Here is a 22,763-nt window from a genome sequence, read left to right on the forward strand (position 1 = left end):
AAATTGTAAAATCATGAAGAATATTGAGGAGTTCTATCCACTATCACCAATGCAGCAGGGCATACTGTTCCATACACTTTATGCCCCAAAATCAGGAGTATATGTTGAGCAATTAAGTTGTGATATTCAGGGAAATTTAAATATTGCTTTATTTCAACAAGCATGGCAGCAATTAGTTGACAAACATGCAATCTTGCGAACCTCTTTTATTTGGGAAGGAATTAAAGAGCCTGTCCAAGTAGTGTATAAACAAGTGCAATTACCTTGGCAGCAACAAGATTTATCTACCTTAGAATTTACTGCACAGCAAGAGCGAATCGAGACTTGTTTAGCAACACAAAAAGAACGAGGTTTTGAAATTAATCAAGCACCATTGATGCGCTTAATGCTACTCCAGTTAGCGGAAAATCACTACAAATTTATTTGGACTCATCATCATTTACTATTGGATGGTTGGTCTTCTTCCTTACTACTTCAAGAATTATTTGCTTACTATCAAGCTTTAAAACAAGATAAAGATATACAATTACAAAAACCTCGTCCTTATCGAGACTATATAGCTTGGCTACAAAAGCAAGATTTAGCAAAATCAGAGGCTTTTTGGAGAAAATATCTCAAAGGTTTTACCACAGTCACCTCTTTGGGTGTAGACCAGAGTTTTGGTAACCAAATTAGTGAAAACAAAAATTACACTACACACATATTGCGCTTATCAAATGCAAAAACAGCTACGTTGCAGTCTTTTGCTCGGCAACAACAACTAACACTAAATACCATATTGCAGGGAGCATGGGCAATTCTTCTCAGTCGTTACAGTGGTGAGAATGATATTGTCTTTGGAGGGGTTGTTTCTGGTCGCCCCACCACGTTAGCGGGCGTAGAATCAATGATGGGAGTGTTTATCAACACTTTGCCAGTCAGAATCAATTTAAATCCTCAAGAATTTTTCCTACCTTGGCTCAAGCAATTACAATTACAGCAAAATGAAGTACGGAAATACGAATATACTCCATTAATAGAGATTCAAAAATGGAGTGAAATTACATCTGGACAACCTTTATTTGAAAGTATATTTAATTTTCAAAATTACCCGATAAATTCTGCCTTACAAAAGTCGATAGATAATCTTCAAATATCTAATATTCATAGTTCTATTCATCCTCACTATCCACTTAATATTTCAGTCGAAGTAGATTCTGAATTAACACTGGAAATTTTTAGCGATCGCACTCGCTTTAGCGATGATAAAATCGCTCGTATGTTGGGACATTTGCAAACTCTACTATTAGGTATGGTGGCAAATCCACAACAGCGTATTGGTGAATTGCCCTTACTCACAGATAGTGAGCGTTATCAATTATTAGAAGAATGGAATAATACACAAGTTGACTATCCCCAAGACAAATGTGTTCATCAGCTATTTGAAGCCCAAGTTGAGAAAACCCCTGATGCTGTTGCTGTGGTATTTGAAAATCAGCAATTAACATACCGGGAACTAAACGCCAAAGCAAATCAACTTGCTCATCACTTGCAAAAACTGGGAGTAAAACCAGAGGTATTAGTAGGGATTTGTGTAGAGCGAAGCTTAGAAATGATAATTGCTCTGTTAGCAATTCTCAAAGCAGGTGGTGCATACATACCACTAGATCCTACATATCCTCAAGAACGCTTGGCGTATATGTTGGAAGACTCACAAATCTCAATTTTATTAACTCAACAACATTTATTAAAAATTCTTCTATCTCACTACGCCCAAGCTATTTGTTTAGATAGTGACTGGGAAAGCATCGCCACACATCAACAAAACTTGGTTAACAGCAATGTTAATTCGAGTAATTTAAGTTATACAATTTATACTTCTGGTTCTACAGGTAAACCTAAAGGTGTACAAATTACCCATCACAGTGTAGTAAATTTCTTGACTGCGATGCAGCAGAAGTTGCAGTTAACAAATATAGACAGCTTACTATCAGTAACTACCCTATCTTTTGATATTGCGGTTTTAGAAATCTTCCTTCCCTTAACAACAGGGGCTAAATTAATTTTAGTCAGTCGGGAAGTTGCAACAGATGGTATTCAGTTATTACAAAAACTGAATAATTCGGCTGTAACCATTATGCAAGCTACACCTGCAACTTGGCGAATGTTATTAGATGCAGGCTGGGAAGGAAATTCTCAACTCAAAGTTCTTTGTGGCGGTGAAGCCTTACCCTACAATTTAGCTTTACAGTTACGTCAAAGAGCGGCTAGTATTTGGAATTTATATGGCCCTACAGAAACGACTATTTGGTCTACGATTCATTTAGTAGATGAGCGTGAAGCTATAGTTCCTATTGGTCGTCCTATAGCTAATACTCAAATTTATATTTTAGATAAGTCTTTGCAACTTGTTCCCGTAGGTGTTCCTGGAGAACTTTATATTGGTGGCGCGGGGTTAGCACGAGGTTATTTTAACCAGCCAGAATTAACTCAAGAAAAATTTATTCCTAACCCATTTATTCCAGAAACATTCATCTACAAAACAGGTGACTTAGCTCGATATTTAGCTAATGGTGACATTGAATACTTAGGACGCATTGACTATCAAGTTAAGCTTCGAGGATTTCGCATTGAATTAGGCGAAATTGAAGCATTGCTAGAACAGCATCCCGCAGTAAGTCAGTGTGTAGTGATGGCGCGGGAAGATGTACCAGGAAATCAGCGTTTAGTTGCTTATTTAGTTGCTGAAAATGCCGTTATTGATGAACTGCGCCAATATTTAAGGCAAAAGCTACCCCAGTACATGATACCTAGTGCTTTTGTCATCTTAAATTCTTTACCTTTAACCCCTAACGGTAAAGTGAATCACCGTGCTTTACCCGCACCCGAAAATACTAATGGGGAATTAGCTAATAGTTTTGTTGCACCTCGTTATCCACTTGAAGAAGCCTTAGCCGAAATTTGGACTCAAGTTTTAGGCATTTCCCAAGTTAGTATTCATGACAATTTCTTTGAACTCGGTGGACATTCTTTATTAGCAACTCAAGTTATTTCTCGTATTCGTAAAACTTTAGATTTGGATATATCACTTCAGCGTTTATTTGAATTTCCCACTATTGCAGAACTAGCTAAAAATATTCAACAAAATAGTCATCAGGGTGCTGCTACAATTAAACCTGTTCCTCGTGATAAAAATTTACCTTTATCTTTCGCTCAAACTAGATTATGGTTACTAGAACAACTAAATCCTGGTAGTGATATTTATAATATGCCCGCAGCAGTTCGTCTTCTGGGCGAATTGAATATCAAAGCATTAGAACAAAGCATCAACGATATTATCCGCCGTCATGAAGTTTTACGGACTACCTTTACTGTTGTAAATGGACAACCATTACAGGTAATTATTCCCGATGTGCAGCTAAGAATACCTGTAGTTGACTTGCAAGAATTGTCGAACACTGAACAAAAAGCAGAAATTGAGAATTTGATTTTTAAGGAATTCCAACTTTCTTTTGATTTTACCCAAGCACCATTGCTCAGATGCACACTTTTACAACTAGGCGAACATGAACACATTTTACTATTCACTATCCACCATATCGTTTTTGATGGTTGGTCACAGGGTGTATTAATTAGAGAGATAGCAGCACTATATACTGCCTTTGCTGCTGGGGAACCTTCTCCTTTACCAGAATTACCCATCCAGTATGCAGATTTTGCAGTTTGGCAACGTCAACACTTACAAGGTGAAAGACGAGAAACTTTAATCAAATACTGGAAGCAGCAATTAGCAAACTTACCTGTTTTACAACTTCCTACAACTCGTCCTCGTGCTGAGGTGAAAACTAAGCAGGGTGCTAGTCATAGTTTTGTTATACCTGCATCAGTTTTGCAGGGAGTGAAAGGAATTTCTCAACAAGCAGGTGTAACCTTATTTATGACGCTGCTGGCAAGTTTTAAAATCTTACTGCAACGTTATAGCAATCAAGATGATATTGTTGTTGGTACAGATGTTGCTAACCGTAATCAAGCAGAAATTGAACAATTAATAGGGTTCTTTGTTAACTTATTAGTTTTACGCACAGATTTAAGTGATAATCCCACTTTTCAAGAATTATTACAACGTGTTCGCACTCAAACATTAGCAGCTTACGCTCATCAAGATTTACCCTTTGACGAGTTAGTTAGAGAATTACAACCAGAACGCCATTTAAGCAACACAGTTCCATTATTTCAGGTATTATTTGTCCTGCAAAATACACCAAACTCCGCCTTAGAATTACCAGAAATCTCTTTAAAATTACTAGAAGTAGAAAGCAAAACAACCAGATTCGATTTAGCCCTATTCCTCACAGAGACCGAGCAAAGTATAGCAGGTAAATGGCAATATAACGCCGATTTATTTACCCCAGAAACTATCACTTGCTTGACAAATCACTGGCAAACATTAATTAACAGCATTGTGGCTCAACCTCAAAGTCGTATCAATACATTAGAAATGCTCACAGAAGCAGAGAAATCACAAAAAACTATGCAACAACAAGAACGTAAAGCTACAAAAAGACAAAAATTTATGAGCATTGCTCCTAAAGCAGTGAGTTTGTCAGTCGAAAAATTAATTAAAGCAGATTATCTGCAACAGGAGCCAAAATTTCCGCTTGTAATTCAGCCTAATAGCATAGAATTGGATTTAATCTATTGGGCTGAAAATAATCGAGAATATCTAGACACAGAATTATTCAAACATGGAGCAATTTTATTTAGAGATTTTAATGTAAAATCAGTTTCAGAGTTTGAAAATTTTGCTCAAACAATTTGTCACCACCTATTTGCTGAATATGGCGATTTACCCCGCACAGGTGAAGGGGGCAAAGTTTATGGTTCTACTCCTTACCCAGCAGATAAAGCGATACTTTTCCATAACGAAAGTTCCCATTTACATTGTTTCCCCTTAAAGATTTGGTTTTACTGCGTTCAACCAGCCGCTGAAGGTGGAGAAACACCAATTGTTGACTGTCGTAAAGCTTATCAATTACTCAGTTCCCAATTGCGAGAAAAATTAGCTACCAAACAGTTAATGTATGTGAGAAATTTTGCTGAAGGTTTAGATGTAAGCTGGCAAAACTTCTTCCAAACTACAGATAAAAAAGAAGTAGAAAATTACTGTCATCAAGCAGGAATGGAGTTTGAATGGTATGATGATAATGGCTTAGTAACTCGGCAAATTCGCCCAGCTTTAGCAATACATCCCAAAACTGGCGAACCTGTATTTTTCAACCAAATTCAATTACACCATATCTCTTACTTAGATACAGACGTTAGAGAATCACTGCTATCTATATTTGGAGAGTCAAAATTACCTCGTAACGTTTACTTTGGTGACAGTACACCAATTACAGAAAACGAAATTGCTGAAATTAATACAGTATATCAGCGATCGCACATTAGTTTCCCTTGGCAAAAAGGCGACATTATCATGCTAGATAATATGCTGGCTGCTCACGGCAGAAACCCCTTTGTCGGACAGCGGAAAATCGTTGTCGCAATGGGAGAAATGACTAACGGTAAAGATATCAAGACTCCCTAAAATCTCAAACTCTGCGTTCACTCCGCGTTGACTTTGCGCCCCTCTGCGTTAAAAAAATCCTCCCTCAATATGCAAACAGAAACTATTAGCGGCTTTCGGCTCGCACCTCAACAAAAAAGGCTGTGGAATTTACAACAAAATAGTTCAGCTTTCTATTCACAAGCTAGTATTTTGATTGAAGGTAATCTCCAACCAGAGATGCTGCAAAAAGCTATTGAGCAAATTATCAATAGTCATGACATTCTCAGAACCAATTTTTATCGCCCACCTGGAGTTAAAAATCCAGTGATGGTTGTTGCTGATCAAATTTCATATAACTGGGAATATTTAGATTTAAGCAATGCCTCAAAAGAAGATATCACTAGCAAAATTCAAGAATTATTTTGGGAAGCAAAACTCGCATTGCAAAATCTTTCTCAAGCCTCACCACTGAGGTTATATTTAATCAAACTATCCAAAAATCAGCATATTTTAATTATTTCTCTACCAGCATTGTATGCTGATACTCAAACAATCAAAAATTTAGGTAATCAAATTCATCAAGCCTACACTCAATGCTGTCTAGGTCAGGTATTTAGTGTAGAGTATGTGCAGTATTTACAATTTTCTGAATGGCAGAATCAATTACTAGAAGATGAAGATGCAGAAAAAGCTAGAGAATATTGGGAACAGCAAAAAATTAGCTCACTATCAGCATTAAAGTTACCTAATGAACTTCAAACAAAGGGTGAGCAATTTATAACTGATAGCTATCAGTTGATTATTAGCCAAGAATTATTTAGAAAAATTAATTATTTTGCGCAAAAGTATAATAAAACAACAAATATCTTTTTATTAGCCTGTTGGCAAATCCTAATTTGGCGGCTCACAGGAGAGTCAGAAATAGTCATTGGTACAGCAAGCGATCGCCGCGACTATGAAGAGCTTCATGATACATTAGGATTATTAGCAACTTGGCTACCAATCAAAACTAAGTTCACTCCTAATTTAAACTTTAAAGAAGTCCTTTCATCAGTAACACAAACATTAGAAAATGCTGCTGAATGGCAAGATTATTTTGTTCTTGAATCTCTAAAGCAAGATAACTTGATAGCTTTCCCTATTGGTTTTGAATTTGCAAATATTTCTGAAAATTTTGACAATCCAAAAGTAACATTCACTTTACAAGAAATTCACAGCTTTATTGAACCCTTTAAAATCAAACTCACTTGTTTACAAAGAAGCAAGGATTTAATAGCCAACCTTCACTATGATATTAATTATTTTTCTGACAAAACAATTCAACAACTAGCAAAAAATTTTGAAATTTTATTGATAAATATTATCGATAATCCAGAAATACCTATCAGTCAACTAGGAATACTCAGCGCCAGTGAACAGCAACAATTGTTAGTTGAGTTTAACCAAACAAAAGCTGATTACCAGCGAGAGAAATTGATTCATCAGTTATTTGAAGAACAGGTAGAAAAAACACCTCATGCTGTTGCTGTGGTGTTTAATGATGAAGCAATAACATATCAAAAATTAAACTTTAAAGCTAATCAATTAGCTCACTACTTACAAAATTTGGGGGTTAAACCAGAAGTAGTAGTAGGAATTTGTGTAGAGCGAAATCCCAAATTTATCATATCCTTATTAGCTGTGATTAAAGCTGGCGGAGCTTACCTCCCGCTCGATGCCAACTTACCTCAAGAGGCGTTACAGTTTCGCTTACAAGATGCGCAAGTATCGGTATTAATTGGGGAACAGGGAACAGGAAACAGGGAACAGTTTTTAAATACAAGGGAACAGGGAACAGAGAACAGGGAACAGTTTTTGAACATTACACAAGTAAATCTAGATTCTGATTGGGAAAGAATCTCTCAGGAAAGTACAGACAATCTAATTAACAACACTAAGCCGGAAAATTTAGTTTATGTAATCTATACTTCTGGTTCTACTGGTAAACCTAAAGGTGTTGCAATTGAGCATCAACAACTGCTGAATTACCTATATGGAATTTTGCCAAAACTACAACTTCCTGTGAATGCAAATTATGCAAGTGTTTCCACCTTCGCCGCAGATTTAGGTAATACCGTTATTTTCCCCTGTTTGTCTAGTGGTGGATGTCTGCATATTGTATCTTGGGAACGCGCATCTGATCCGACTGCATTAGCTGATTATTTCCGTCGTCATTCTATCGACTGCTTGAAAATAGTTCCCTCTCATTTAGCTGCTTTGTTAAGTTCCGAGTGTTGGGAGATTTTACCCCGTCAGTTATTAATTCTCGGTGGTGAAGCAGCCGATTGGAATCTAATTGAAACAATAGAAAAGAATGCGCCTAATTGTCGAATTCTCAATCACTATGGCCCCACAGAAACAACCGTTGGCTTACTGACTTACTCTGTAAGAGAGAAAATTCAGGAAACCGCAACAGTTCCCATCGGTAAACCAATAGCTAATACCCAGGTTTATGTATTAGATGCAAATCTGCAACCAGTTCCTTTAGGGGTAACAGGAGAACTGTATATTGGCGGTGAATCTTTAGCGCGGGGATATTTCAATCAACCTGAGTTAACGGCGACAAGGTTTATTACTAATCCCTTCAGTGATGGTGAACAACGATTGTACAAAACAGGCGATCGCGTCCGCTATTTGTCTGATGGTAATCTAGAATTTCTCGGTCGTTTCGACGATCAAGTAAAAATTAGAGGCTACCGCATTGAATTAGGTGAAATCTCCACAGCCTTGAATCAACACCCAGCAGTCAAGGAAAGTGTAGTTATCGTCAGGGAAGATATATCAAAAGAAAAGCGTCTTGTCGCTTACATAGTCCCTACATCTCATTCAGTATCAGATCATGACTTCTGCAACTTCCTGAAAGCAAAGTTGCCAGAGTACATGATACCCACATCCTTTGTTATTCTCAAAGCCTTACCTCTCACTACTAACGGGAAATTAGATCGTAACGCCCTACCTGCACCAGAAGATGTAGTTAGCCGAGATACAACCTTTATTGCACCTCGTACTCCAACAGAAGAAGTATTAGCAAGTATTTGGGTGCAATTGTTGGGTGTATCACAGGTAAGCATTGATGATAATTTCTTTGACTTGGGTGGACACTCCCTATTAGCGACTCAGGTAATTTCTCGCATTCGCACTACCTTTGGTGTAGAAATTCCTTTACCACAACTGTTTGAATCTGCCAATTTAGCAGCACTAGCGGCGCAGATTGAAATTGCAATGCGGGGTGAACAACAGGAAATTGCAACCATTACTTCTGCCTCTAGAAAGCAAACTTTACCCCTATCTTTTGCGCAACAAAGATTATGGTTTTTTGACCAATTTGAACCAGGTAGCCCATCATATAATCTGCCTAGAGCAGTACGTTTGCAAGGGAAACTCAATATCAATGCACTTTCCGCCAGCCTCAACGAAATTGTTAAACGACATGAAATTTTGCGGACAAGTTTTGCCATATATGATAAACAACCAATTCAGGTAATTTCTGACTCTATAAACTTAGAATTACCAATAGTAGATTTACAAAATATCCCCCAACAACAGCGAGAAGCAGAATTATATTATCTAGCCAAAGCAGAAGCACAAACAGGATTTGACCTCACTAAAGCACCATTATTACGGGCTAAACTGCTGCAATTAGATGCAGAAGATTATGTAATTTTATTGACACTACATCATATTGTTTCTGATGCTTGGTCAACAGATATATTAATCAGAGAAGTAGCTGCACTGTATACAGATTTATGTAGTGGTAGACCTTCTCCTTTGCCACAATTACCTATACAATATGCAGACTTTTCCCTTTGGCAAAGACAACGCTTAGAAGGAAAAGTATTAAAAAATCAACTTGCTTATTGGCAGCAGCAACTCTCTGGTGAACTGCCAATATTACAACTACCTACTGACCGTTCTCGTCCTACAGTTCAGACTTACCCAGGGAAAACTCTATCATTTATATTGCCAAAAAGCTTAAGTGAAGAATTAAAAAATCTGTCAAAGCAAGAAGGTGTCACTTTATTTATGACGCTATTGGCAGCATTTAAAACTTTATTATATCGCTACACAAATCAGACTGATATTTTAGTTGGTTCACCTATTGCTAACCGTAATAGAGCAGAAATTGAAAATTTGATTGGCTTCTTCGTTAATACCTTAGTATTCCGTAGTAATCTATCTGGTAATCCGACTTTTCGTGATTTGCTCAAACAAGTGCGAGAAGTAGCGCTAGGGGCGTATGCTCATCAAGATTTGCCATTTGACAAATTAGTAGAAGAACTCCAACCGGAACGCAATTTGAGCCATAATCCTTTGTTCCAGGTTATGTTTGTGCTGCAAAATGCTCCTAGAACTACCTTAGAACTACCAGATTTAAATTTGTCAGTTTTGAATGTAAATAGCGAAACTGCAAGCTTTGATTTGTGCCTGACAATGGAAGAATCAGAGGCAGGTTTAAGAGGAGATTTAGAGTATAACACTGACCTATTCGATACAGAAAGAATGAATCGGTTAGTTGGACATTTTAAAACTTTGTTAGAAGGTATTATTACAAATGCTGAACAACGTTTAAACAATCTACCTTTATTAACATCTCATGAGCAACACCAATTACTAGAATGGGGGCAGAATCAGACATTAGGAGAGCATCTACAACAAGGTTTGTGTATTCACCAATTGTTTGAAGCGCAGGTGGAGAAAACACCTAATTCTGTAGCGATAGTATGGGGAAATGAACAATTAACTTATCAGGAATTAAACCAAAAAGCTAACCAACTAGCACATTATTTACAAAAACTGGGAGTTAAACCAGAAGTATTAGTAGGGCTATATGTAGAATGTTCTTTAGAAATGGTAGTTGGACTCTTGGCTGTTCTCAAAGCTGGTGGTGCTTATGTACCACTTGATCCAGCTTATCCCCAAGAGCGTATCACCTTCATGTTAACCGATGCTCAAGTTTATGTAGTATTGACACAACAAAAACTTGTAGCCGATTTACCAGCAAACTCAAGCCAAATTATCTGTTTAGATAATCTGATAGCTCAAGAATCGAGAGAAAATCTTACTACCGAAGTCAACCCAGAAAATCTTGCTTATGTAATCTATACATCTGGTTCTACAGGGCAATCTAAAGGTGTGATGATTCAACATCGCAGCCTAACAAATGCTTATCTAGCCTGGGAAGAAGTTTATCAATTGCGAACTGCTGCTAGTTCTCATTTACAAATGGCTAGTTTCTCTTTTGATGTGTTCACTGGAGATTTAGTTCGCGCCCTTTGTTCAGGTGGAAAACTTGTACTTTGTCCTCGTGATTTATTACTAGAACCAGCAAAGCTTTATCAATTAATGCTGCGAGAAGAAATTGATTGTGCAGAATTTGTACCAGCAGTATTAAGAAATTTAATTCTGTACTTAGAGCAGAACCAAAAGCGTTTAGATTTCATGCGATTAATAATTTGTGGTTCTGACAGTTGGTATGGGCTGGAATATGCAAAATTTCGTCAATTTTGTGGTATGTCAACCCGCTTAATTAATTCCTTTGGGTTAACAGAAACGACTATTGACAGTACCTATTTTGAAACACACACAACAGACTTATCTGTTGAGCAATTAGTACCGATTGGTTCCCCCTTTACCAACACACAAATTTACATCCTCGATAGCTATTTCCAGCCTGTACCTGTGGGAGTTAATGGCGAAATTTACATTGGTGGGGCAGGTGTAGCCAGGGGTTATTTACATAGACCAGATTTAACTGCTGAAAAATTTATTCCTAATTTATTTAGTCAAAAACCAGGAGATATTCTTTACAAAACAGGAGATTTAGGGCGTTATCTTCCTAATGGACAGATTGAATTAGTTGGTCGGATTGACAATCAAATCAAACTGCGAGGCTTTCGCATTGAACTAGGCGAGATTGAATCTGTGTTGGGTCAATATCCATCTGTGCAGAACTCTGTGGTGATAGTCCGTGAAGATAAACTAGGTGATCAACGCTTGGTAGCTTATATAGTTCGTAAATCACAGACAGATATTCATACTCCTGAACTTCGCAGATTTTTACAAGCAAAACTGCCTAGTTATATGCTACCAACGGTGTTTGTCATATTAGATAAATTACCTTTAAATCCCAATGGTAAAATAGACCGTAAAGCTTTACCAGCACCAGATATAACAATTGAAACGGCAATAAATTTTGTCGCACCACGTACACCAACAGAACAGATAATTGCTAATATCTGGGCTGAGGTTTTAGGGCAAGAAAAAATCGGAATTTATGACAACTTCTTTGAGTTGGGAGGACATTCACTTTTAGCTACGCAAGTGATTTCTCGATTACGTGAAGTCTTACAGATTGATTTACCTTTGCGTAGCTTATTTGAAAATCCCACAGTTATAAATCTGGTTGAGCGAATAGAGGGAATTCTGGCGGTAAAACAGTTGCAAACTGTGCCTATGCAAATGGCAGAAGACAGAGAGGAAATAGAACTATGAAAACAATTGAGGAATTTTTGTCTGACCTTTGCACCCAGGATATCAAATTATGGGCTGAGGGCGATCGCCTACGTTGTAATGCACCTAAAGAAGCCCTTACACCAGATATCAAAGCGGAATTAGCAGCACGCAAAACAGAAATTTTAGCTTTTATCAACCAGGCGAATCAGGCTTTAAAATCTACCTCAGAAACGATTCAAACTGTTTCACGCCAGGGAAATATACCTTTATCTTTTGCCCAGCAGCGACTTTGGTTTTTTAGTCAACTAGAACCAAATAGCAGTGCTTACAACATACCCGTAGCCGTCAAACTGAGAGGTAAACTAAATGTGCCTGCATTGTCTCAAAGTATTCATGAAATTATCAGACGGCACGAAATCTTAAGAACCACATTTACTGTAGTAGATGGCGAACCAATACAAGTAATTGGCAAAGGTGAAAACTTTACTTTTCCAGTTATAGACTTGCAGACACTTCCGGAAGAGAATAAACAGCAAGAAGTTTTAAATCTGGCTGCTTTAGAAGCACAAAAACCCTTTAACTTAGTACAAGACCTGCTAATACGAGCTAGTTTACTCCGACTAGCAGAAACAGACCATGTGGTGTTGTTGACCATGCATCATATAGTTTCTGATGGTTGGTCTACAGGGATATTCATTAAAGAACTGACAGCACTGTATACAGCCTTTTCTCAGGGTCAATCTTCTCCGCTTTCCGAACTCGCAATTCAGTATGCAGACTTTGCTATTTGGCAGAGACAATGGTTGCAAGGCGAAGTGCTGCAAACTCAATTAAATTACTGGAAACAGCAGTTGGGTGGTAATTTACCTATTTTAGAGTTACCAAGCGATCGGCCTCGACCCGCTATTCAATCTAATAACGGTGCAACACAGCGTTTTCAATTATCCAAGTCCTTAACTGAGAAACTCAAAGACCTATCACAGCAGGAAGGTGTTACCTTATTTATGACTCTCCTAGCAGCATTTAAAGTGCTGCTATATCGCTACACCAATCAGGAAGATATTATCGTAGGTACTCCTATTGCTAATCGCAATCGCTCACAAATAGAAGGATTAATCGGCTTTTTTGTCAATACTTTAGTCCTGCGTACAAATCTTAGTGATAACTCTACTTTTACAGAACTTTTACAGCAGGTACGTGAAGTCACCTTAGGCGCTTATACTCATCAAGACTTGCCCTTTGAAAAATTAGTAGAAGAACTACAACCAGGGCGAAATTTAAGCCACAGCCCTTTGTTTCAGGTAATGTTCATTCTTCAAAATGCCTCAACCGAAGTTTTACCTCTGCCAGAATTAACTCTAGAACCATTAAAAGCAGAAAAAAATACTACAAACTTTGATTTAACTCTCTCGTTAGAAGAAACAGAATTAGGATTATCTGGAGATTTAGAATACAACACAGATATATTTGATGCTGATAGAATGACCCGAATGTTAGGGCATTTTCAAGTATTGTTAGCAGAAATTATCACAAATCCTCACCAGCACCTATCAGACTTGCAATTATTAACCACAAGCGAAAAACATCAACTACTAATAGAGTGGAATCATACGCAAGTTGATTATCCGCAAAACCAGTGCATTCATCAATTATTTGAAACGCAGGTAGAGAAAACACCTGATGCTATTGCTGTAGTATTTGGAAATGAATATTTAACCTATAAACAACTCAATCAAAGAGCGAATCAACTCGCACACTACTTGCAAAAACTGGGAGTAAAACCAGAAGTATTAGTAGGAATTTGTGTTGAACGTTCTTTAGAAATGATAGTGGGGATTATTGGCATTCTTAAAGCAGGTGGTGCTTATGTACCACTAGACCCGAATTATCCCTCACAAAGATTAGCTTATATGTTGGCAGACTCTCAAATTAAAGTACTGCTAACGCAGAAAAAATTGCTACCTCAACTAACAAATCATTCAGCACAGATACTCTGTGTAGATACTAACTGGTACGAAATTTCTCAACAAATAAATACCAATCTTAATCACAACGTTAAACCAGATAATTTAGCTTATGTCATTTACACCTCTGGTTCTACAGGTCAAGCTAAAGGTGTAATGATTGAGCATCGCAATCTAGTAAATGCTTATTTTGCTTGGGAAGAAGCTTATCAACTACGAACAAGCACAACCTGTCACTTACAAATGGCAAGTTTTTCTTTTGATGTTTTTTCTGGAGACTTAGTTCGCGCTCTTTGTTCAGGTAAAAAACTAGTATTATGTCCGCGTGATTTTTTACTAGAACCCGCAAAACTTTATAGTCTCATGCTGCGAGAAAAAGTAGACTTTGCAGAATTTGTGCCAGTAGTATTGCGAAACTTAATGCAATATCTAGAAGATAGCCAACAGCGGCTCGAATTTATGAGCTTGCTAGTCTGTGGCTCTGATATTTGGTACGTCAGAGAGTATGAAAGAATTTGTCAATTATGTGGTTCTCCAACAAGGCTGATCAACTCTTTTGGAGTAACTGAAGCAACTATTGATAGTACTTATTTTAAATCTAAAAATATAGATTTGCCAAAAGAGCAACTAGTTCCTATCGGACGACCATTTGCTAATACCCAAATTTACATATTAGATAAAAATTTACGACCTCTACCTGTAGGAATACCTGGAGAAATGTACATTGGTGGGGCTGGTGTTGCTAGAGGATATCTTAACCGTCCTGATTTAACGAAAGAGAGATTTATTCCTCACCTATTTAGTAGCCAACCAGGTACAAAACTTTATAAAACAGGTGATTTAGCCCGTTATTTACCTAATGGAGAAATTGAATACCTCGGGCGTATTGATCATCAGGTAAAAATTCGTGGTTTTCGGGTAGAAGTTGGTGAAATTGAGACGCTACTAGCTAAACATCAAGAGATACAGGAAAGTGTAATTGCTCTCAAAGAAGATGATTTAGGTGAAAAACGCTTGCTTGCTTATGTTGTTCCTAAGCACAATGAGTTAACTACCAATGAATTAGCCCCAAAACTACGAAAATTTTTGCAACAAAAGCTGCCAGATTACATGATACCTTCAGCTTTTATGTTACTAAAAGCATTTCCATTGACTCCCAATGGCAAGATAGACCGTCGGGCTTTACCTACGCCAGACTGGTCAGATAGAAATTTAGAGCAAAATTATATTCCTCCCCGTAATTCTGTTGAAGAGATTATCGCTAATACTTGGACTAAAGTTTTGGGTATAGAACAAATCGGAGTGAACGATAATTTCTTTGAACTAGGAGGACATTCTTTATTAGCGACACAATTAATTTCTCGACTACGCCAAGTTTTTCAAATAGAATTACCTCTCCAGAAAATCTTTGAAATTCCAACAGTAGCAGGTTTAGCAACAGCTGTTGAAGCTATCAAACAAGGACAGGATAATCTTGTAACTCCTCCTATTATTCCTGTTAATAGAGAAAATTATCTGCCTTTATCATTTGCTCAACAAAGGTTGTGGTTTATAGAACAATTACAACCTAATAATGCTGCATATAACATGACTAGTGCTGTTCGTATTCTTGGTTCTCTCAATATTCCAGCACTGGAAGCAAGCTTAAACCAAATTATTAAACGTCATGAAGCTTTACGAACTAGCTTTATTGCAGTAGAAGGTTTACCCATCCAGGTAGTTACTGCAAATTTAGAATTATCTTTACCTAAAATTGATTTGCAGGCACTTTCAAAACCAGAACAAGAAACGCAAGTACAACAAATTATTAATCAAGAAACTCAAAAACCCTTTAACTTGCAGCAATTACCCTTATTAAGAGTAATTCTTCTCAAACTAAGTTCAACCGAATATATAGTCATATTTACAATGCATCACATCATATCTGATGCTTGGTCTATGGCTGTTATTATTCGAGAGATAGCTGCCATATATCCAGCCTTGGCGGAGGGTAAACCTTTTGCTTTGCCAGAACTACCAATTCAATATGCAGACTTTGCTATTTGGCAGCGACAATGGTTACAAGGGCAAGTATTAGAAAATCACCTTGCCTACTGGAAACAAAAATTAGGTGCTGCTTTACCAGTGCTTAAGTTACCCTATACCCAAAACAAAGCAGCCACCCCAAGCAATCAAGCTAGTGTTCAAGGCTTCAATTTATCAACAGAATTATCACAAACACTGAAGACGCTTAGCCATCAAGAAAATGTCACGCTGTTTATGACAATGGTAGCTGCTTTAAAAACATTGTTATATCGCTACACAGGGCAAGCTGACATTGTAATTGGAACGGACGTTGCTAATCGTAACCGAGGTGAAACTGAAGATTTAATTGGCTTTTTTGTTAACTTGCTAGTATTACGTACTGATACATCAGGCTATCCCACTTTTAGAGAACTATTGCAACGAGTACGACAAGTAAGTTTAGAGGCTTATGCCCATCAAGATTTACCGTTTGATAAGCTAGTCGAAGAACTACAACCAGAACGTCATTTAAGCCATACACCATTGTTTCAAGTGTTGTTTGTGATGGATAATGTTCCGACGCAGAACTTGCAATTACCGGGATTAACTTTGTCGCCAATAGCGGTAGAAGCTAAAACAGCTAAGTTTGATTTAACTTTATTCATGGCTGAAACTGAATCAGGAATTACAGGCAGTTGGTATTACAAAACAGATTTATTTGAAACAGAAAAAATTTCTAACTTTTTGGAAAGTTTTGAGGCAATAATTGCCAGTATTGTAGCTAACCCAGATGCCAGAATTAGCAATTTAGAATTGCTGACAGAAACCCAAAAACAACAGCAATTAATTAACGAAGTTAAAAGTGAGCAAGGTAAACTCAAAAAGCTAATGCAAATTAAGCCTAAGGCTATGAAGTTATCTTAGAGTTAAAAATTAAATTTAGCAGCATCAACAAAATTAAGGAATCAATATATGACAATTTCAGCTATTGAAGGTTTTCGTCTATCTCCCCAGCAAAGACATCTTTGGTTACAGCAAAAAAATAATGCTGATTATGTGGCTCAAGTTGGAATTTCAATTACGGGTAATCTTAATATTCAAGTATTACACAAAGCTGTAAATGAAGTTGTTAATCGCCACGAAATTTTTCGCACAAAATTTTCATGTTTACCTGGTGTAAAAATTCCTGTGCAAGTTATTCAATACAATAACATTTATGTGTGGAAGATCAGTGATATTAGTAAATATGTCAGTGATGAAAAAAACAAAAAAATAGAAAATTATTTGTTGACAGAGTCGCAAATTATTAATAAACCTGAGTATGATCATGTTTTAAGTTTAAATCTAATTGTTTTGTCTGAAAATCAATATCTTTTGGTGCTAACATTACCATCCTTATGTGCTGATGGTTGGACACTGAATAATTTATTCTTAGAAATTAGCCAGACCTATGCTTTATGCTTAGAAAAAAAACAGTTATTAGATGAAGCAATACAATATATTCAATTTGCTGAATGGCAAAATCAATTATTAGAGGATGAAGAAGCAGAATTAGGAAAAGAGTATTGGCAACAAAACGATTGGACAAATCAGCAACCCTTAATCTTACCTTGGGAAACTAATTTATCTGAAGGTAGTAATATTGTTTCTACAATTTATAATCAAAAAATTTCTTCAGAATTAACTGCTGGAATCGTCAATATTACTACTCAGTATGACACAACAATTTCTAATTTTTTACTTACTTGTTGGCAAACATTGATCTGGCGGCTAACACAGCAATCTAATATAGTTATTCATACTATATTGAATGATAGAAAATATACAGAATTATTAAACCTCATGGGATTAGCTGCTAAATCCTTACCTGTACAGTGTGTATTTCAGAAAGACTTTAAATTTTTAGAAGTTCTCACTCAAACTAATAACAATATCCACCAAATTAACAAATGGCAAGAATATTTTATTTTGCCAGACAATGTAGAATGTGAAGCCAATCACCAAAGGTTACCCATAGGTTTTGAATTCCAGGAGTTACCTGAGGATATTATAGTTGGTGATGTATCATTTTCTTTATTTCATCATTTTTCTTATTTTACTCCGGTTAAAATAAAGCTGAATTGTTTACAGAAAAACACAGAAATTGTTTTACAAATACAATACAATCAAGCTTTATTTTCTCTTGAAAATATTCATGATTTAACTGAAAGATTTTTAACTATAGTCTCTAGTGTGGTTAAGAATGTTAATACTAGAGTTGGTGAATTAGAAATTATCAATAGCCGGGAACGACATCAGCTATTAATTGAATCTAATAATACACATAAGAATTATCCAACTTCTCAATGTATTCATCAGCTATTTGAACAGCAAGCTGAAAAGATACCTGATCATACTGCTGTAGTTTTTGAGAGTGAACATTTGACTTATGCCCAATTAAATGCAAAGGCAAATCAACTTGCTCATTTCCTCAAAAAGTTAGGTGTTGGTGCTGATGTTTTAGTAGGGTTGTATGTCGAGAGGTCTGTTGATATTATCGTTGGTATTTTAGGTATTCTCAAAGCTGGTGCTGCCTACTTACCATTAGATCCAAAATTACCAGCAGACAATTTAGAGTTTCGTCTGCAAGATGCTCAAACATCCATTTTATTAACACAGCAGTCGTTAGTGAAAAAACTTCCCAAAACGACGGCGCAAGTTATCTGTTTAGATAGTGGCTGGGAAAGCATAGCGTCAGAAAATTTCGACAACCCAGAAATTTCTGTACAACCAGAAAATTTAGTTTATGCCATCTTCACTTCTGGTTCTACTGGTAAACCCAAAGCTGTAGCTATAGAACATCAACAACTTATCAATTACCTTTATGGCATTTTAGACAGACTCAATTTACCAACAGCAGCGAGTTTTGCCACTGTTTCAACTTTCGCCGCAGATTTAGGTAATACCGTTGTGTTTGCTGCCTTGTGTACGGGAGGATGTTTGCATATATTGTCTCAAGAAAGAGCTTCTGATGCACAGGCGATCGCAGATTATTTTCAACAATATCCTATCGATTGTCTGAAAATTGTTCCCTCTCATTTAACTGCACTTTTAACTGCTTCTACCAACCAGTCAATATTACCCCGCCATTGTTTGATTTTAGGAGGTGAAGTTAGCACATGGGATTTGATTCAAACCATTCAAGAACAAGCTCCCAACTGTCAAATATTCAACCATTACGGCCCGACAGAAACTACAGTAGGTGTACTTACTTACCCAGTAAAACTTCCTTATCCTCAAACTAAAACAGTTCCTTTAGGAAAACCTCTACCCAATACTCAGGTGTTCGTACTAGATGAACAATTACAACCTGTACCTATGGGTGTACCTGGAGAACTTTACATCGGGGGTGCTTGTTTAGCCAGAGGATATCTGCATCGGCCTGAAATAACACAGGAGAAGTTTATTCAAAATCCCTGGATTAACTTACAATTATCAGCAGAAAAATTCAGCCAGCGGATATATAAAACTGGTGACTTAGTTCGTTATTTACCAGATGGCAATTTAGAATTTTTAGGGCGAGTTGACAATCAAATAAAAATTCGTGGCTTTCGGATTGAATTAGGTGAAATAGAAGCCACACTTAAAGAACATTCTCAGGTACAAGCATCTGTGGTTATTGCTGAAGAAAATCAGCATTTAGTAGCATATATAGTTCTGAACTCTGAAGCAAATTGTAACCAAAATCAGCAGATAAAATTTATCAATGATTTACGCAGATTTTGTCTGCAAAAATTACCTGATTATATGGTGCCATCAGCCTTTGTGCCACTCAAAGCATTACCTTTAACTCCAAACGGTAAAGTAGACATCCAAGAATTACTAGTACTAGGAAAAAACCGTTCGCAAATCAATCAAGTTTATGTAGAAGCACGCACTCCTATAGAAAAACAGTTAGCTGAAATTTGGCTGCAACTTTTAGGATTGGAAAAAGTAGGTATTAACGACAACTTTTTCGATTTGGGTGGGCATTCTCTACTAATTACGCAACTATTAGCTAAAGTTAGAAAATTTTTCCAGATAGAATTACATTTACGTGATTTATTTGATGCACCAACTATTGCTGATTTAGCTCACATTATTGAAAAGAAAAATGCTGGTATTATTACTCACGCTGCAAATGTAAATTTGTTGGATGAAGCTGTCTTAGATCCAAATATTCAAGCCAACGTAGCTGTTGAATATCAAAGTCATTCTCAAAATATATTATTAACAGGTGCTACTGGGTTTATTGGCACTTTTCTACTCTACGAGCTATTGCAACAAACATCAGCAAATATTTATTGTTTAGTACGTGCTAAAAACAATATATCTGGACAAGAAAGACTGATAAATAGCTTAAAAACTTATTTACTGTGGGATGAGAACTTCAGCCATAGAATTATTGCTGTGAATGGAGATTTAGCTAAACCATTGTTGGGGCTGAGTGACGATAAATTTCAGTCAATAGCTAGTCAAATTGATGTTATCTATCACAACGGAGCATGGGTAAATTTCACTTATCCGTATTCGGTTCTCAAAGCAGCAAATGTATTAGGAACTCAGGAAATATTACGATTAGCTACACAAATTAAAGTTAAGCCAGTACATTTTATCTCCACAATTGGAGTAGCACAAATTCAAGATAACCCTGACAAAGAAGTAAAGAGTGATAACGGATATACTCAAAGTAAGTGGGTGGCTGAGAAACTCATTAAAATTGCTGGCGAACGAGGAGTCCCAATTAGCATTTATAGACCAGGACGGATTTCTGGCGATAGTAAAACAGGTGTTTGTAATCCTGAAGACCATACTTTTAGAATGATTCGCGGCTGCATTCAATTAGGAAGTGCGCCAAAGCAAGATGTGATGGTAAATTTAACTCCTGTAGATTATGCCAGTCAAGCGATCGTTTATTTATCTCAACAAAAATCATCTTTTGGTCAAGTCTTTGATATAGTGAACCCTCAATCAATTTCTTGGGGTGAGATGGCTAAATTAATTTGTGAGTTAGGTTATCCCATACAACAAATTTCCTATGAAACTTGGCGAGATAAATTGCTGCAAATCTCTGAGATAGAAAACAATAATGCTTTATATCCATTAATTGGAATATTTACTGAAAGTTCTCAAAAATCCAGCAATCAAAATACTATGAAATACAACTCTCACCATCAAAATACCCTAGCTGGGTTAGCAGAATCTGGTATTACTTGTGCACCAGTTAACCATCATTTGTTACAAACATACTTTACCTACCTCACTCGTACTGGGTTCCTCAGCCAGCCAAAATTAAGCCAAAAAGGTTGATACAGATCATCTTGAACAATTACCTATAAATAAATAGAACCATGCCCAGCTTAGAAATTACTAATCCAATAGCTTTACAACAACAAAAGTATTTGAGCAGTTTTATTGAACGCTTCAATCAACGTACACAAACATCAAAAAAATTAGCTCAAGATTATCGTCCATTTCTGGCTGATAATAAAAAGTTTGTTGATTTCAATCTGCCTTTAAAAGAAATTTTTTATCCTATAGTTGCTCAAAGTTCGTCCGGTGCCAAAATTTTGGATATAGATGGCAATGAATATATAGACTTAACAATGGGATTTGGCGTAAATTTGTTTGGTCACAATCCAGCATTTATTAAAGAAGTTTTAGTTGCACAACTAGAAAAAGGCGTACAAATTGGGCCACAAGCCGAACTTGCAGGAGAAGTTGCTCAATTAATTTGCGAATTTACTGGTATGGAAAGAGTAGCTTTTAGCAATACAGGTACAGAAGCTGTAATGACAGCAATTCGTTTAGCAAGAACGGCAACAGAACGCAGTAAAATCGCTTTATTTGCTGGGTCTTATCATGGTCATTTTGATGGCACATTAGCTAAAAGTAAGCTGATAAATGGTAATCTTCAATCTTTACCAATATCTTCAGGTACACCGTTAAATTTTGTGAAAGATGTTTTGGTATTAGATTATGGTAATGATCAATCATTGGAATTAGTTAAAACTCATGCTCTAGAATTAGCTGCCGTTGTAGTGGAACCAGTACAAACAAGAAACCTTGCTCTCCAACCCCAAGAATTCTTGCAAAAATTAAGAGAATTAACTGAAGATTTAGATATACCATTAATTTTTGATGAAATGGTGACTGGTTTCCGCATTCATCCAGGAGGCGCACAGGCTTGGTTTGGTGTTCAGGCTGATATCGCCACTTACGGCAAAATTGTTGGTGGTGGTATGCCTATTGGTGTTATTGCTGGTAAAGCTAAGTATATGAATGCCATTGATGGTGGTGTTTGGGATTATGGAGACGCATCCTATCCCCAAGGAAAAACAACATTTTTTGCTGGTACTTTTTGTAAACATCCATTAGCATTAGCTGCTGCAAAAGCAGTTCTTGGTTATTTAAAAAGTCAAGGTGCTGGTTTACAAGAAAAACTAAACGGTTTTACTTCAGATTTTGTTGCCAAGCTTAATAATTATTTTACCCAAGAAAAACTACTAATTCAAATGACTTGTTTTGGCTCAATTTTTGGGACTGTTGCCGTTACGAATAGTGAGGCTGAAAAAAATCAAGATGCTGCTATAGTTTTCGATTTGTTGTATTATCACTTACTTTTTAGAGGGATTATGCTCCGAGGTGACGGTGGTTTTTTATCTACTGCTCATACACCAGCAGATATTGAGCAGATTCTTGTGGCTCTACAAGATAGCGTACAAGAATTAAGAGCAGGTTGTTTCTTGCCTTAAAGA

General features: G+C 36.7%; 5 protein-coding genes. All 5 read left to right on the forward strand.

Going from position 1 to position 22,763, the window contains the following annotated elements:
* The first annotated feature begins 13 nt into the window (after positions 1-13).
* Entirely contained in the window at positions 14-5,566 is a 5,553-nt protein-coding gene (locus ACMX3D_RS26010; protein ID WP_482748672.1) for a TauD/TfdA family dioxygenase, read from the forward strand.
* Positions 5,567-5,635: 69 nt separating this feature from the next.
* A complete protein-coding gene (locus ACMX3D_RS26015; protein WP_482748673.1) occupies positions 5,636-12,058 on the forward strand; it encodes an amino acid adenylation domain-containing protein in 6,423 nt (2,140 codons plus the stop codon).
* A complete protein-coding gene (locus ACMX3D_RS26020; protein WP_482748674.1) occupies positions 12,055-16,911 on the forward strand; it encodes an amino acid adenylation domain-containing protein in 4,857 nt (1,618 codons plus the stop codon). The genes ACMX3D_RS26015 and ACMX3D_RS26020 overlap by 4 nt, the downstream gene beginning before the upstream one ends.
* A gap of 48 nt (positions 16,912-16,959) precedes the next feature.
* A complete protein-coding gene (locus ACMX3D_RS26025; RefSeq protein ID WP_482748675.1) occupies positions 16,960-21,315 on the forward strand; it encodes a non-ribosomal peptide synthetase family protein in 4,356 nt (1,451 codons plus the stop codon).
* 41 nt (positions 21,316-21,356) lie between these two features.
* Positions 21,357-22,760 (forward strand): aspartate aminotransferase family protein, encoded by a 1,404-nt coding sequence (locus ACMX3D_RS26030; RefSeq protein WP_482748676.1) that lies wholly within the window; start codon positions 21,357-21,359, stop codon positions 22,758-22,760.
* Positions 22,761-22,763: the final 3 nt, after the last annotated feature.

The organism is Anabaena sp. TISTR 8404 (assembly GCF_056847745.1).

Coding starts and splice junctions, on each gene's coding strand:
- ACMX3D_RS26010 (WP_482748672.1), top strand. CDS start 14: ATGAAGAATATTGAGGAGTTCTATCCACTATCACCAATGCAGCAGGGC.
- ACMX3D_RS26030 (WP_482748676.1), top strand. CDS start 21,357: ATGCCCAGCTTAGAAATTACTAATCCAATAGCTTTACAACAACAAAAG.
- ACMX3D_RS26020 (WP_482748674.1), top strand. CDS start 12,055: ATGAAAACAATTGAGGAATTTTTGTCTGACCTTTGCACCCAGGATATC.
- ACMX3D_RS26025 (WP_482748675.1), top strand. CDS start 16,960: ATGACAATTTCAGCTATTGAAGGTTTTCGTCTATCTCCCCAGCAAAGA.
- ACMX3D_RS26015 (WP_482748673.1), top strand. CDS start 5,636: ATGCAAACAGAAACTATTAGCGGCTTTCGGCTCGCACCTCAACAAAAA.